Origin of the sequence: Paenibacillus sp. FSL H7-0918 (genome assembly GCF_038007025.1) — a bacterium.
Lineage (GTDB): Bacteria > Bacillota > Bacilli > Paenibacillales > Paenibacillaceae > Paenibacillus_AQ > Paenibacillus_AQ odorifer.
The window spans coordinates 1-14,603 of the sequence record NZ_JBBOWJ010000005.1; the positions used below are offsets into that span (position 1 = coordinate 1).

Annotated in this window: 14 protein-coding genes and 1 tRNA gene; 11 read left to right on the forward strand and 4 right to left on the reverse strand. The window is 43.4% G+C overall.

Annotated features, from left to right (window positions below; translation table 11 throughout):
• Positions 1-399 precede the first annotated feature (399 nt).
• The 9 genes from guaB (at position 400) to MHI15_RS27460 (ending at position 8,351) form a co-directional block, all read left to right on the forward strand.
• Positions 400-1,857 carry an IMP dehydrogenase gene (gene guaB, locus MHI15_RS27420; protein WP_341165143.1) on the forward strand — a complete coding sequence of 486 codons (1,458 nt, stop codon included), beginning with the start codon at positions 400-402 and terminating at the stop codon, positions 1,855-1,857.
• 125 nt (positions 1,858-1,982) lie between these two features.
• Positions 1,983-3,377 (forward strand): D-alanyl-D-alanine carboxypeptidase family protein, encoded by a 1,395-nt coding sequence (locus tag MHI15_RS27425; RefSeq protein WP_076187220.1) that lies wholly within the window; start codon positions 1,983-1,985, stop codon positions 3,375-3,377.
• Positions 3,378-3,489: 112 nt separating this feature from the next.
• Positions 3,490-4,371, forward strand: a complete 882-nt coding sequence (gene pdxS, locus MHI15_RS27430; protein WP_036679980.1) for a pyridoxal 5'-phosphate synthase lyase subunit PdxS — start codon at positions 3,490-3,492, stop codon at positions 4,369-4,371.
• An 18-nt stretch (positions 4,372-4,389) separates the two neighbouring features.
• On the forward strand, positions 4,390-4,986 hold the full coding sequence (pdxT, locus tag MHI15_RS27435; RefSeq protein WP_076282742.1) for a pyridoxal 5'-phosphate synthase glutaminase subunit PdxT: 597 nt from the start codon (positions 4,390-4,392) through the stop codon (positions 4,984-4,986).
• Between the two features lie 74 nt (positions 4,987-5,060).
• A complete protein-coding gene (serS, locus tag MHI15_RS27440) occupies positions 5,061-6,347 on the forward strand; it encodes a serine--tRNA ligase (RefSeq protein WP_038568043.1) in 1,287 nt (428 codons plus the stop codon).
• Between the two features lie 67 nt (positions 6,348-6,414).
• Positions 6,415-6,503 (forward strand) — tRNA-Ser (locus tag MHI15_RS27445).
• Between the two features lie 145 nt (positions 6,504-6,648).
• Positions 6,649-6,990, forward strand: a complete 342-nt coding sequence (locus tag MHI15_RS27450; RefSeq protein ID WP_036679977.1) for a hypothetical protein — start codon at positions 6,649-6,651, stop codon at positions 6,988-6,990.
• Between the two features lie 11 nt (positions 6,991-7,001).
• The gene (locus MHI15_RS27455) at positions 7,002-7,154 is read left to right on the forward strand and encodes a small acid-soluble spore protein P (RefSeq protein ID WP_076138623.1); all 153 of its coding nucleotides are present in this window, start codon (positions 7,002-7,004) and stop codon (positions 7,152-7,154) included.
• A 105-nt stretch (positions 7,155-7,259) separates the two neighbouring features.
• Positions 7,260-8,351 (forward strand): hypothetical protein, encoded by a 1,092-nt coding sequence (locus MHI15_RS27460; RefSeq protein WP_076130388.1) that lies wholly within the window; start codon positions 7,260-7,262, stop codon positions 8,349-8,351.
• A 105-nt stretch (positions 8,352-8,456) separates the two neighbouring features.
• Here MHI15_RS27460 and MHI15_RS27465 read toward each other — a convergent pair whose 3' ends face one another.
• Together MHI15_RS27465 and tadA are read right to left on the reverse strand one after the other, a co-directional pair.
• Positions 8,457-9,026: a GNAT family N-acetyltransferase gene (locus MHI15_RS27465; RefSeq protein ID WP_076187218.1), complete on the reverse strand. Its 570-nt coding sequence runs from the start codon at positions 9,024-9,026 to the stop codon at positions 8,457-8,459.
• Positions 9,027-9,542, reverse strand: coding sequence for a tRNA adenosine(34) deaminase TadA (gene tadA, locus MHI15_RS27470; RefSeq protein ID WP_256716154.1), 516 nt, complete (start codon positions 9,540-9,542; stop codon positions 9,027-9,029).
• 310 nt (positions 9,543-9,852) lie between these two features.
• Here tadA and MHI15_RS27475 point away from each other — a divergent pair, with 310 nt between their 5' ends.
• Together MHI15_RS27475 and rluF are read left to right on the forward strand one after the other, a co-directional pair.
• A complete protein-coding gene (locus MHI15_RS27475) occupies positions 9,853-12,180 on the forward strand; it encodes a sensor histidine kinase (protein ID WP_076280415.1) in 2,328 nt (775 codons plus the stop codon).
• Positions 12,170-12,871 carry a 23S rRNA pseudouridine(2604) synthase RluF gene (rluF, locus tag MHI15_RS27480; protein WP_076280420.1) on the forward strand — a complete coding sequence of 234 codons (702 nt, stop codon included), beginning with the start codon at positions 12,170-12,172 and terminating at the stop codon, positions 12,869-12,871. The genes MHI15_RS27475 and rluF overlap by 11 nt, the downstream gene beginning before the upstream one ends.
• 113 nt (positions 12,872-12,984) lie before the next feature.
• On the opposite strand, the gene motB is transcribed toward rluF, so the two are convergent.
• Complete coding sequence (motB, locus tag MHI15_RS27485; RefSeq protein WP_076130384.1) at positions 12,985-13,800, reverse strand: flagellar motor protein MotB; 816 nt, start codon at positions 13,798-13,800, stop codon at positions 12,985-12,987.
• Positions 13,784-14,584, reverse strand: coding sequence for a flagellar motor stator protein MotA (gene motA / locus MHI15_RS27490; protein ID WP_036679967.1), 801 nt, complete (start codon positions 14,582-14,584; stop codon positions 13,784-13,786). Before motA ends, motB begins: the two co-directional genes overlap by 17 nt.
• Positions 14,585-14,603 lie beyond the last annotated feature (19 nt).

Sequence of the window (14,603 nt, forward strand, 5' to 3'; positions counted from 1 at the left end):
CTTTTTGTTATGTAAATAAAGAATTCATTAGGCTATATTTCGAGATACTAAGATGGAGATAAGCGTGGCTTAAAAGGTGAACAGAGATGCATTGTGAATTTTTTACACACTAAATTGTCCGCCCAGCACGGACTAACGTCCAATAATTCGCTTACTCGGCGGCCGTTTTTTGAATACCTACTCTGATGATGTAATGTTCTTGACAGTCCAAATGCCCTTTGCTAAGATGGCAATAATATATTTTTGGATAAGCATCTCAAACCTTAATTGAAGATCTACACTTGTTCAGCCCCCAGATGTACAGAATTGTCTGTCGTGAATGGACTGGAGTCAAAGGTTCTTCTTTCATAAAGTTTGTAGGCGGGTATAATTTAAAACAACCGAGGAGGAATGACCCAGGTGTGGAAAGATAAGTTTGGTAAAGAAGGTCTAACTTTTGATGATGTGCTGCTGGTTCCGCGTAAATCTGAGGTACTGCCTAAAGAAGTGGATTTGACCACAGTTCTAAGTAAGAATGTGAAGTTGAATATTCCACTTATGAGTGCAGGTATGGACACAGTCACAGAAGCCGCCATGGCCATTGCAATTGCTCGTGAGGGTGGCATCGGGATTATACACAAGAATATGCCTGTAGAGCAGCAAGCGGAAGAAGTAGATCGTGTGAAGCGTTCCGAGAGCGGAGTTATTACGAATCCATTCTCACTTACGGCAGAACATATGGTATCTGATGCAGAGCTTTTAATGGGTAAATATCGCATTTCCGGAGTGCCGATTGTAGACAGTGACAATAAACTTGTCGGTATTCTGACTAATAGAGACTTACGCTTTATTCATGATTTCAATATTCAAATTAAAGAAGTTATGACACATGAGAATCTTGTAACAGCTGCTGTGGGTACAACCCTTCAGGAAGCAGAAGGTATCCTGCAACGTCATAAGATCGAGAAGCTTCCCCTTGTGGACGAGAATAATATTCTTAAGGGTCTCATCACCATTAAGGATATTGAAAAAGCTATTCAATTCCCTAACGGAGCCAAAGATGCACATGGCCGTCTACTTGTTGGAGCAGCTGTTGGTATCTCTAAAGACACCTTCGAACGTACTGCAGCATTAGTAAAAGCTGGTGTGGACTTGATCGTCGTCGATTCTGCACATGGTCACCACATTAATATAATTGAAGCGGTTCGCCAAATTCGTGAGTTGTATCCTGATCTTACGATTGTTGCTGGTAACGTGGCTACAGGCGAAGCAACCCGTGAACTTATTGAAGCTGGTGCATCTGTAGTTAAAGTAGGTATTGGACCAGGATCGATCTGTACAACACGTGTTATCGCTGGTATCGGCGTACCTCAGGTTACAGCCATTTATGATTGTGTGACAGTTGCTCGTGAGTACGGAATTCCTATTATCGCTGATGGCGGTATTAAGTATTCTGGGGAGATCACTAAGGCTATCGCAGCGGGTGCTCATGCTGTAATGATGGGAAGTATGTTTGCAGGTACTGAAGAAAGCCCAGGGGAATCTGAGCTTTATCAAGGCCGTAAATTTAAAGTATATCGTGGTATGGGCAGCATGAGTGCCATGAAACAAGGCAGTAAAGACCGTTATTTCCAAGATGATGATAAAAAGCTCGTTCCTGAAGGAATTGAGGGACGTATTGCTTTTAAAGGGCCTCTTTCTGACACTGTTCATCAATTGATCGGCGGATTGCGCTCAGGTATGGGCTATTGCGGTACGAAGTCATTGGAAGAACTGCGTAACGATACTTCTTTCATTCGTATCACAAGTGCTGGACTTCGTGAGAGCCACCCGCATGATGTGCAAATTACAAAAGAAGCACCAAACTATTCCGTATAATGGACTAACCGTATTATTTTTTGGACAGACAGGACTATTTCGTCCTGTCTGTCTTTTTTTGCGGGTACCCCTGTGTTAGAATAGAACAAGCTATTGATATGAGATTTAAAGGAGAGTCGTAATCATTGAAGCACAAACGAAAATTTAATGGTAAGCAAATTGTAATTAAGACAGCGACTGTAGGTCTGCTTTTAAATATGTTAATGAACCCAGTAATTCCAGCATTGGCTGAAGCGGGCAAAACTCCGGTTACAACCGAAGGTGCCGCAACTGCTACTGAAACTGCACCCAAGACCAACGCAGTTAAGATCCCTTCTGTGGAATCTCTTAACTTGGAATTGAGTTCTGCTATTCTAATAGAACCAACTACAGGCCAAGTACTTATGGCTCTAAATCCAGATACACCACTCCCACCTGCGAGTATGACCAAGATGATGACTGAATATCTTGTATCTGATGCCGTGAAAAAAGGAGACATCTCTTGGGATCAAAAGGTTATCATTCAAGAGAATGCTTCCAAACAGGTCGGATCACGAATTTTTCTGGCGGCTGGAGATGAACATACGGTTAAAGAGCTATACATAGCGATGGCTGTAGGATCGGCGAATGATGCCACAGTTGCTTTGGCAGAATTGGTATCGGGTTCAGAAGAACAATTCGTAGAACTAATGAATCAGACTGCACAGAAGATGGGCATGAAAAATACCTATTTTATTAACTCAACTGGACTTGATCGGGCAGACATGCCGAAGAAATTCCGTCCTGATCTTGATAAAGAGACTGTAATGTCAGCTAGAGATGCAGCTACTCTTGCTAAATTTATAGTTACTGACCACCCGGACTTCACTGAATTTACAACGATTCAGTCTTATAAATTCCGTGATCGGGATACAGCGCCGATCATTAACTACAACTGGATGCTGGAAGCTAACAAAAGTATTCCCAACTTTAAGGCATATGCTTATCCAGGTCTAGATGGACTGAAGACTGGCCATACCACAAATGCAGGTAACTGCTTTACAGGTACTGCTGTGCGTGATGGAATGCGTCTAATCAGTGTTGTTATGGGTGCTAATTCAGAGGCACATCGATTCACAGAAACAAAAAAAGTGCTCGACTACGGGTTTAACAACTTTGAAATCAAACAGGTTGTAGCTCCGAAGGCTGTTATTGCTGGCACGGAAACAGTTCCGGTACTGAAAGGCAAGAATAAAGATGTTTCTATAGTTACTGATGAAGGAGTTTCTTTCATTGTTCCTAAGGGAACGGTTTCTCCTGAAGTTACTACAACTGTTGTAACAAATGACCCTGCAACTTTGGTTGCTCCTATAGCTCAATCCTCTAAAGTAGGTAAAGTTACCTATTCCTACAAGGCTGAAGGCATGCAAGCAGCACAGGAGAAAACAGTTAATCTGATCACAGTAGAGGAAGCTGAGAAGGCTGGCTGGTTCAAGTTGTTCCTTAGAGCGATTGGCGATTTCTTCGGTGATTTATTTTCAGGGATCAAGAACTTGTTCTAATGCAGTTTGGTGTCGAAATCAGCAGTAAATCCGAGTAAATGGGTTGTAGATTTCCCTTCATTGGGGTAAAATTACAAGTTAGATTAAGATAGATCATTCGGGGGGTTAGGACATGGAAACAGGTACATCGCGAGTTAAAAGAGGCATGGCAGAAATGCAAAAAGGCGGCGTCATTATGGACGTCATGAATGCAGAGCAAGCAAAAATTGCTGAGGCTGCTGGTGCAGTTGCTGTTATGGCTCTGGAACGCGTACCTTCTGACATTCGTGCAGCTGGCGGTGTAGCACGGATGGCCGATCCTACAATTGTAGAAGAGGTTCTCAAGGTGGTAAGTATCCCTGTTATGGCTAAGGCTCGTATCGGCCATTATGTAGAAGCGAAAGTTCTAGAATCTTTGGGTGTTGATTACTTGGATGAGAGTGAAGTTCTTACTCCTGCTGATGAAGTATTCCATATTGATAAACATGAGTTCACCGTTCCTTTTGTATGTGGAGCGAAGGATCTGGGAGAAGCACTGAGACGTATTAACGAAGGTGCCTCCATGATCCGTACAAAAGGTGAACCAGGAACAGGCAACATTGTTGAGGCCGTGCGTCACATGCGCTTTATCAACAGTCAAATCCGTAAAGTAACGAATTTGTCCAAGGACGAGCTATATAATGAAGCAAAGAACCTGGGAGTTTCCTACGAGCTGTTGCTCGAAGTACATGAGCTTGGCAAACTGCCGGTTGTTAACTTTGCCGCTGGGGGTGTAGCTACTCCTGCAGATGCTGCTCTTATGATGCATTTGGGTGCTGATGGTGTATTCGTAGGCTCGGGTATTTTTAAATCGGACAATCCTGAGAAATTTGCGCGTGCGATTGTTGAAGCCACTACACACTATACTGATTACAAACTGATTGCTGAAGTATCCAAGAACCTTGGTGCACCAATGAAGGGGATTGATATTGCAACTCTCACCCCGGCTGAACGTATGTCGGAGCGTGGCCGTTAATAGAGAGAAGGTTGTAGGATGAAGATAGGAGTATTGGCGCTGCAAGGCGCTGTTACGGAGCATATTGTTAGTATAGAGAAGACCGGTGCAGAAGGCGTGCCTATCAAGCGTGTGGAGCAGCTAGAAGAGGTTGAAGGCCTGATTATCCCCGGCGGAGAAAGTACAACGATTGGAAAGCTAATGCGGAAATATGGCTTCATAGAAGCCATCCGTGATTTTTCTGATCAGGGTAAGCCTATTTTTGGCACATGTGCGGGTATGATCGTGCTGGCCAAAAAAATTGCCGGTGGTGAACCGGGGCATTTGGAGCTGATGGATATTACCGTAGCCCGGAATGCATTCGGCCGCCAACGGGAAAGCTTTGAATGTGATCTGGAGGTTAAAGGCATTGATGAGCCGGTTCGTGCTGTGTTTATACGTGCACCGCTTATCAACGAGGTAGGACCGGGAGTTGATGTGCTTACAGTCTATAATGATGAGATTGTAACCGCGCGCGAAGGCAACTTGCTGGTGTGTTCTTTTCATCCAGAACTGACCGATGATTTCAGACTGCACCAATATTTTGCCGATATGGTAGAGGCGAATAGGGAAGTCCAACAACAAAATCGCATATAAAGAACATCCTGACTCTTTCAAAGCTGTAATCAGCATTTTGAAAGAGTTTAGGCTGTTTTCAGGAGGGAAACTTTGTGTTAGATGTAAAAATACTACGTAGTGATTACGCAAGAGTGGAAGAGGCTTTAGAAAAACGGGGCAAATCACTGGACTTAATTGCTGATTTTCCACAACTTGATTTGCGTCGACGTGAATTACTGCAAGAAACCGAAGGTCTTAAGAACCGTCGTAATACAGTTTCAGGTGAAGTAGCGAAAAAGAAAAAGAACGGCGAGCCAGCAGATGATCTAATTACAGAAATGCGTACAGTATCTGACCGAATTAAAGAGCTTGATGATGAAGTACGTGAACTGGAAGCTCAGATTGCTGATCTTACTATGAATATCCCTAATATTCCTCATGATTCAGTTCCAGTAGGGAAATCCGAGGATGATAACGTTGAATTACGCCGCTGGTCGGAGCCCAAAGAGTTCGGATTCACTCCGAAATCACATTGGGAGCTTGCGCAGCAGCTTGATATTATTGATTTTGAAGCTGCAGCAAAGGTTACAGGATCCCGGTTTGTTTTCTATAAAGGACTTGGAGCACGTCTAGAACGGGCGCTGATTAACTTTATGATGGATCTTCACAGTGGTGAGCATAACTATGAGGAAATGCTGCCGCCTTACATTGTAAACAAAGACAGCTTGTATGGTACAGGACAACTGCCTAAATTCGAAGAGGATCTGTTCAAGCTGCGGGATACCGAATACTATTTGATTCCTACAGCTGAAGTACCGGTAACGAACTACTATCGCGAAGAGATTTTGACGGCAGCTGACCTGCCTAAATACCATGTAGCTTACAGCTCTTGTTTCCGTTCTGAGGCGGGCTCGGCGGGCCGTGATACTCGCGGTTTGATTCGCCAGCATCAATTCAACAAGGTAGAGTTGGTGAAGCTCACCACCCCTGAATCCTCTTATGAGGAATTAGAAAAAATGACAGCAGATGCTGAAAGTGTGCTGCAGCTGTTGGGACTGCCTTATCGTGTACTTGGGTTATGTACGGCTGATATGGGCTTTACATCGGCTAAGACGTATGATTTGGAAGTGTGGTTGCCTGAGAGTGGGATGTACCGTGAGATCTCCTCTTGCTCAAATACAGAAGACTTCCAAGCACGCCGGGCAAATATTCGTTTCCGTAAGGATCCAAAATCGAAGCCTGAATTTGTTCATACGCTGAACGGCTCTGCTTTGGCGGTTGGACGTACGGTTGCTGCAATTCTTGAGAATTATCAGCAAGAGGATGGCAGTGTTCTGATTCCAGAATGCCTACAACCTTATATGCGCAATGTAAAATCGATACAACCAAAAACTATTTAAAGATATAGTTGCTTTTTCTTTGCATTGTATGGTACAATCCTAATGCATGTGAAATTTAAATGCATTTGGAGAGGTACCGAAGCGGTCATAACGGGGCGGTCTTGAAAACCGTTAGGGTGCAAGCCCACATGGGTTCGAATCCCATCCTCTCCGCCATTCCTTTATGAACTTAAAGAATAATTAGATAGAAACCGTTCCCTCTGGGGGACGGTTTTTTGTTTTGTTTGGTAGACCCAGTTCTATTGAGAATAAAAAGCTTCATTTCTCCGCAATGTATTAGAGAAGGAGGATGATCATAATCATGGATAGATCATTAGAAGTTGATCAGCATAAGCTTGTCTCAGCCTGGCAGGAGCGCTTGCCGGCGTTGATGGATGATGGGGATAGTTTCAGTGTGCTGGCGGATAATGGGGATCCGAATAGCTTGCTGATTCATTTTAATGCGGCAGGTCATCAAGGCTATTCGCTGGATTTTCGCTGCAAGTATGTAGATAGCAGAGAAGTGGCAGTGGATCTGCTGGATGTGGAACAGAGCGGTCTCCATATTGATGAGCGTAGTGATGCCGTACAGCAGCTGGCACAGCAATACTCACGGCAAATTCATGAATGTGCTCAGGCTCTTCAGAACTTGACCAATCCTTAGGAGGAATGAAAATGTCGAAACCAAAAAGTATCCCTGTTCCTGGGGCAGAGCCAACAAGTGGTGAGCGGAGAAAAGACCATACTCCTTCAGGCCCAGAACCACTTTCAGGTTCTAAAAAGGTGAAACAAGCGAACCATGTTGACCACCATAATCCACAAGGTTAACAAATAAAAACGTTAAGAATTTTAAAGAAGTGTTTCTTGATTTTTACAAATGGTTTATCATAGGAGGGGGAGAGATTTCTTTTACAATGGGAGAGGAGAACAATAATGAACAAAAAGTGGGGTTTGTCGGCCGCTGCATTGCTGCTTACAGCAGCAGTAATTCTGCCGGGATGTGCAAGTAAACAGGAGGCGCCAAAAGAGGCCTTAAAATCAGCCGCTACTAAAGCGACTACAATGTCATCTTATGAGATGAAGAGTAAATTCACGATCAACGATCTTACGATCGAGACTTCTGACGCTGAATCTGCTGCAATGACTACACAGGTACTTAGTATGCTTAAGAATGCTGATATTACCATTGATGGGGTATATCAAGCAGAGCCAATGCAGACAGAACTAACTATGGTTCTGAATCTGAAAGGCGATATGAGCATGAGCTTTAATGTTCCTATGGTAATGACTGCCGAGAAGTTGTATGTTAAGATTCCATCTATTCCTTTCGTACCGATTCCTGAGACGATCCTCAATAAGTTTGTAGAGGTTGATCTGAAGGCGTTGGCAGAGCAGGAGGGTGCAGAATTTAACCCAAGTACGATGGATACTCAAAAAATGCAGAAGCTGTCTAATGAAGTGGTGGACACTGTCCTAGCTGAATATGACGAAGAAAAATATTTTAACGAGATTGATCCCAAAGATGCTAATTTACCAGAAGGTGTGGAAGCTAAACAAGTCGTTCAGTTCCAAGTGACTAACGATAATGTTAAAGAAGCAATCACTATCTTGGTGAATAATGCCCTGCCAAAAATCATTGATATCGTAAGCAAGGAAGAATACAAGGATATGCTGCAGATTAAAGATGCAGATCTAGCTAAGGCTAAAGAAGAACTGACATCAGGTGAAGCTAGAACTGAATTGGATAAGGGCTTAGCTGATCTTGATAAGTACCTTACCATCAACCAGTTCCACTATAATACTGCGATCAATAAGGACGGATACGCTGTGTATCAGGATTTATTGATGGATGTTAAAGTAAATGATCCGGAAGATGGCACAAAAGTGGCCTTCTCAGTAAATGGAACGGGCCAATACAGCAAGATCAACGAAAAGCCGGTATTCAAGATTGGTATCCCTCAAGGTGATGATGTAATTACAATGGATCAACTTGGAGAAGAATTCGGTGGTTTGGGAACTTATTAATCCCAGTTCGCAAGATAAAGACCCGCATGAGGCGTATATTATACGCCCATGCGGGTCTTTTTTTAGGAAAAAAAGTAGCACTGATTCCTGCGACAATGCAGAATCCTATTTCTGTTCCTCTGTCAGCACATCTTCAGTTAAGATTGCGTAGGTTTGGTGATCCTGCCACTGTCCATTTATTTTAAGATACTGACGGGCAACCCCTTCAGGTTTAAACCCACTCTTCTCCAGGACTCTTCGGGAAGCTTCATTATGCAATAAAATAGCTGCCTGAACTCTATGTAGACCTAAGGCTCGGAAAGCATAGCCAAGGACTAATCCGACCGCTGCTGTCATATAACCTTGTCCTTGCATCCGATGATCCATTAAATATCCTAAATCAGCATATTGTGCTACACCTCGTGAGACGTTGGACAATGTGATCTGACCGATTAGCTGTCCATCCAGCAGATAAATGCCGAACATATAAGCTCTGTCCTGTAGGGCGTCCTCAATACGCTGATTGATGATCTGTTGCTGACTCTCCAGGGTAAAGAAGTGCTCATCACGTTTTGGCTCAAACGGTTCGTGGGTTACCCGGTTATTTAAACGAAGCTCCAGCAGGCTTTGTGCATCCTTAAGCTCAAGTGGAGAAATATAGATCCCTTGAGAGGTATGATATAGAGTAAGGGTCATTTAGGAGTCCTCCTTTTGTTTAATTGGCTTTTTACGTAAACGGCGAAAGAAGGAGGTGAGTAGATCTGCACATTCTTCTTGTAAAACATCCTGTATTACCTCAGTTCTATGATTAAATCGCGGCTCTTCAAGCAAGTTCATGAGGGTCCCGGCACATCCAGCTTTAGGGTCAGGCGTTCCATATACCGTGAGAGGCACTCTGGACTGCACTATTGCTCCTGCACACATCGGACAAGGTTCTAGGGTGACGTACAGCTGGCAATCCAGCAGACGCCAAGAATTCATGACATTGCTGGCCTCGCGAATGGCTACCATCTCTGCATGGGCTGTCGAATCCATTGTCGTTTCTCGTAAATTGTATCCACGTCCTATAATTTCACCATGTCGAACAATGACAGCGCCAATAGGAACCTCACCTAATGCCTCAGCTTTACGTGCTTCTGCGATCGCCTGCCTCATCCAATATTCATGAACCGCTTGTATATCTTCTGGCGATTCATTGGCTTTAATATTCAAGATCATCTTCCCTTCTTCTGTAACCATTGTACAACGAACAAATATTCGTTCTTAACAAAATGTGCATAACTCTGTGGATAACAGCCTACTTATACACATTTTTGTACACACCGGACTTTAATAATTTGTTTATATGTGCATAAGATGTGGATGGTTTCTTATATATTGTAGAGAAACACCTTTTGAATTTCAATATTTGGTGAATTAATAGGCTTGTTTTAAATGTCCTTTTCAAATGAGGGGGCAAAAGGTATGATGTTTATTATAGGCTCCGCAAGGATTTACCAGTGGATAAGAGGTGAATAACAGTTTGTCCATAAAGACAAAACTATCTGCTATTATTTTTGGAGCGGTACTGCTAATTTTAGCATTGAATCTGACATTTAACCTTTATGCCGCTCAGAATAATCTAAGAAATGAAAACGTAAATAATATGCAGATCACCGCTATGCAAATGGCTGTTTCTGTAGAACAAAGTAACTATAGCTCTAACTATGTAGAATATCAAATCGCGCATAACTTAAGAATGGCTGCCATCTTTGCCTCTAAGGAATTGGGTCCGGATTATAAGAATATAACCAACGCTCAACTTAAGGCCCTAACTTCCAAGTTGGGCGTGTCTAATATTTCAATTCTGGTAAAGACTGATAATGATATCGTGGTGACAAGGGCATCAAATCCGATTGATATTGGAATGTCCACTCAAGGTTGGGGGTACTGGTACCTTGCCCTTTTGGAGTTATTTGATAATCAGGAAGTCACTGTGGGGCAAGGTCAGTCATTGGATCATTTTTGGTCAGGCCCATTTGAATATTCAACCTACAATCCCGATTTCATTGAGAAGTGGGGTTATTATCATGATGAAGCAAGCAACTACATCATTAATCCTGTTATTCTCAATACTGCGGCAAGTGAATATATCGAAATCACCAACCCCGATCAAATTGTAGAGCGAACCAAAGAAGTTAATCCAGGGATTTTAGAGCTTACAGGATTTAATCCAACAACATTTGGTTTAGCAAGTATGGCGGGTGATGGAAGCGATGCATTTAAAAAGAAACTTGGCAACCGCCCAATTAAGTTCGGTACCTATACTTATGGTAATGTGGAGCAAGATAAAGCAGCTATTCTATTAGCTCAGCAGAAGCAGAAGCCAGTTACACTGGAGACGAAGGTACATGGGAAAAGAGTGCTCAAAAGCTTCATTCCTATTCAGAATCCTAAAATGGAGCCTTACGTAATCGGTGTAGTTTTGGATTATTCTGTGATTTCATCCGTAGTTCATGAACAATTAGCCAATTATTTGACTACGTCTCTGTTATTGCTAGCATTATTTTTGCTATGTAGTTACATACTTTCAGGTTTTATTACTCGTCCAATTCAGGCTATACTTGCCAAAGTCAATGACGTAGCGCGAGGTAAGTTCGAACCTCCATTAAAGGTAACCTCTCGTGATGAGTTAGGTCAATTAGCCTTGCGGATTAACGCTATGACTTCTCATCTTATGCAACGCACCAATCGTCTTAAGCAGACGCTGGAAGAGAACCGGGCGGTTAAGGAGCATTTGGAATCCGTAATTAACGGTACGTCGGATGCGATTCATACGTTGGATATGGAGGGACGAATCACTAGCACTAACAGAGCCTTTGAGGAGCTGTACGGATGGAGTGCAACAGAAGTGATAGGCAATATGCCATATCTTGTACCCGCGACAGCGCTTAAGCAAGAGGAAGAGCGGCTTGACGCGTTAAGAAATGGTGCAGTTCTGCCGCCGATCGAGACAGTGAGACTTAAACGGGACGGATCATTAGTTGAAGTTAGCGTTAGTACCTCGATAATTCGAGATGAAGAGGGTTATCCCCATTCCTTTATTCACGTTTCCCGTGATATGACGGAACGCAATCGAATGGAGGAGCTGCTTAGACGCTCTGAGAAACTAACTACAGTCGGCCAATTGGCCGCAGGAGTAGCTCATGAGATTCGTAACCCTCTTACCACGTTAAAAGGATTTCTACAGCTTCAACAGGAGAAGGAGCTCTTGGTTCCGCTTCATGTAGAGCTGATGTTATCCGAGCTGGAGCGGATTAATCTTATCGTCAGTGAATTTTTAATCCTGGCTAAGCCGCAAGCCGTTCATTTTCAGGAGAAAGATCTTCGCTACATATTAGGTGATGTAGTTTCTCTATTGGATAGTCAGGCTCATCTACATGATATTCAATTTAGTACGAAATTCTCTGAACAACCTGCTACTGTACATTGTGAAGAGAACCAGCTGAAGCAGGTATTTATTAATATTGTTAAAAATGCAATTGAGGCTATGCCTGAGGGTGGCGTCATTTCAATGGAACTGTGGAACTCTGTGGATTGCGTCTTTATTGTAATCAAAGATCAGGGTGAAGGGATTCCAGAGGACGTGCTGCCTAAGCTGGGTGAACCGTTCTTCACGAATAAGGAATCGGGGACTGGGCTTGGGTTAATGATTAGCCAGCGTATTATTCAGGCTCATAAGGGTCATTTGGAAATACAAAGTGAAGTTGGCCGGGGGACAACCGTTATGATTAAGCTGCCTGCAGCTGGAGGGGTTACACCTTGGCTTAACATTAAGGATGAACGGAGTGAAGAACAACGTGAGAATTAATAAATTCATCAGTGAGACAGGATACTGTTCACGCCGAGAAGCAGACAAGCTTGTGGATGCCGGCAGAGTTACGATCAACGGAGAGCCTGCTGTGCTGGGCAGTCAGGCTGTTCCGGGCGATGATGTGCGAATAGATGGTATAGCGCTTGAAACCTCAAGCCAGACGGTCTACATTGCTCTAAACAAGCCGGTTGGGATTACATCAACCACAGAACAGCATATCAAGGGGAATATTGTCGATTTTGTAGGTCATCATGAGCGTATATTCCCGATTGGTCGTCTCGATAAGGATTCGGAAGGATTAATCTTGCTTACTAATGATGGTGATATCGTTAATAAAATTTTGCGGGCGGAAGGCCGGCATGAAAAAGAATATGTGGTTACCGTGGACAGACCCATTACGCCTTCATTTATTACCGGCATGTCGAGCGGTGTGAAAATATTAGGTGAGAAGACGCTGCCCTGTGAGGTCACGCGTATTACGGAGCGTGTCTTCCGTATTATTTTGACAGAGGGCAAAAATCGCCAGATTCGTCGTATGTGCAGCGCTTTTGGCTATGAGGTGCGAAAGCTGCAACGCATTCGGATTATGAATATTCGCCTGGGGGCATTGCAAACGGGAGAATGGCGGGAGCTGTCTGCTGTTGAGAAGAAGGAGCTTGGAGCTACGCTGAACTACGAGTTACTGTAGGAATGTTATTACAATGTTACAGGTCCATATAGAATGTAGTACTCGCAACAAAAAAAGAGCTGTCCGGGGTCTAAGACCTTTGGACAGCTCTTTTTATTACCTTACGAAATCAATTATTCAGCAGAGGGAACAATCCCTGTAAACTCTTTGGATTCTTGATATTTGCGAATAATGGAAACCTCTACCCGGCGATTCTTGCTTCGGCCGGTAGCTGTGTCATTATCCGAAATAGGATGATACTCGCCGTATCCAATCGCACTAAATTTGCGCGGATTTAGATTTGTGTTCTGCAGCAAAATCTTCATGAACTGAAGTGCCCGATCCGCACTCAGATCCCAGTTGGATGAATAGTTGCTATTGGAAATCGGAATATCGTCGGTGTGTCCTTGCACTACTACATCATAATCCGGGAATTGCTGCAGCATCGTTGAGATGGATTTAGCTAATTGCCGCGAATCATCCTTAACAATGGCTTGGCCAGAGGCGAACAATGCGTTATCACTGATCGTAATCATTAGCTGAGATTGATTAAGCTTCGTACTGAGCAGATCAGTTAGGCCGTTGCTCTTAATATATTGATCGAATTGTTTCTTAAGCTTCTCTAAATCCTCTTGTTCCTTTTGTCGTAGCTTTGCCATTTCTGCTTCTTCAGCTTTCTTGGAAGTAGAGCTACCCATCTTATCATTTTTCCCCAGATCTTCTTGAGTTTTACTAGGCATTGCTGCCCGCTCTTCAAGAATACCTGTACCGCCATTAAGTGCGGAACTGAAGGCTTGACTCATCTCTTCAAATTTCTTGGCATCCGTTGCGCTCATAGAATACATAACGATGAACAGAGCCACCAGAAGAGTCATGAGGTCGGAATAAGGTAACAGCCACGATTCATCGGCATGTTCTTCATGCTCTTCGTGTCTAGTCTTTTTGCTCACCTGATCCACCGTCCTTCTCATTTAACTTAACGCGTTGCGAAGGTGTTAGGAATACAGCAAGCTTCTGATTGATGGCAATAGTAGATACACCGGACTGTATGGACAAAAGACCTTCGACCATCATCATTCGAACTTCGATTTCTTGTTTGGAGAGACGTTTCAGTTTATTAGCAATAGGATGCCATAATACGTAACCTGTAAAGATACCAAGCAAAGTGGCGATGAAGGCAGCCCCGATTGCCGCAGCCAATTTGTTCATATCACTCATATCAGCCAGAGCGGCGATGAGGCCGATAACCGCCCCGAGCACCCCAAGGGTAGGAGCATACATACCTGCCTGTGAGAAAATGAGCGCTCCTGCTTTATGTCTATCCTCTGTGGCGTGGATATCCTCCATGAGGACATCGCGGACAAAATCCTGATCATTTCCATCAATGATCATCCGCATGCCATTCCTGAGGAAGTTATCTTCTATTTCATCGACCTTTGATTCTAGAGCCAACAGACCTTCACGCCGTGTGATAGAAGCCCATTCCATGAACATAGTGATTAATTCGGGTTTACTGATTAATTTCTTTTTGATAAAAATCATTTTGAACAGACTTGGAATCTTTTTGACCTCGTTGAAAGGAAAGGCCATGAAAATAGACGCTGCCGTACCCACCAAGATAATAACGTAAGCAGCAGGTGTGGCCAAAGCATGAAGTGGAGCGTGCTTGAGGATCATGCCCCAGATTACAGCAACCAAACCAAAAATTAAACCAATTATTGTTGAAATTTCCATTTTGCACCTCGTCCGTGAG

Coding starts and splice junctions, on each gene's coding strand:
- pdxS (WP_036679980.1), top strand. CDS start 3,490: ATGGAAACAGGTACATCGCGAGTTAAAAGAGGCATGGCAGAAATGCAA.
- pdxT (WP_076282742.1), top strand. CDS start 4,390: ATGAAGATAGGAGTATTGGCGCTGCAAGGCGCTGTTACGGAGCATATT.
- MHI15_RS27450 (WP_036679977.1), top strand. CDS start 6,649: ATGGATAGATCATTAGAAGTTGATCAGCATAAGCTTGTCTCAGCCTGG.
- MHI15_RS27455 (WP_076138623.1), top strand. CDS start 7,002: ATGTCGAAACCAAAAAGTATCCCTGTTCCTGGGGCAGAGCCAACAAGT.
- MHI15_RS27460 (WP_076130388.1), top strand. CDS start 7,260: ATGAACAAAAAGTGGGGTTTGTCGGCCGCTGCATTGCTGCTTACAGCA.
- MHI15_RS27465 (WP_076187218.1), bottom strand. CDS start 9,026: ATGACCCTTACTCTATATCATACCTCTCAAGGGATCTATATTTCTCCA.
- motA (WP_036679967.1), bottom strand. CDS start 14,584: ATGGAAATTTCAACAATAATTGGTTTAATTTTTGGTTTGGTTGCTGTA.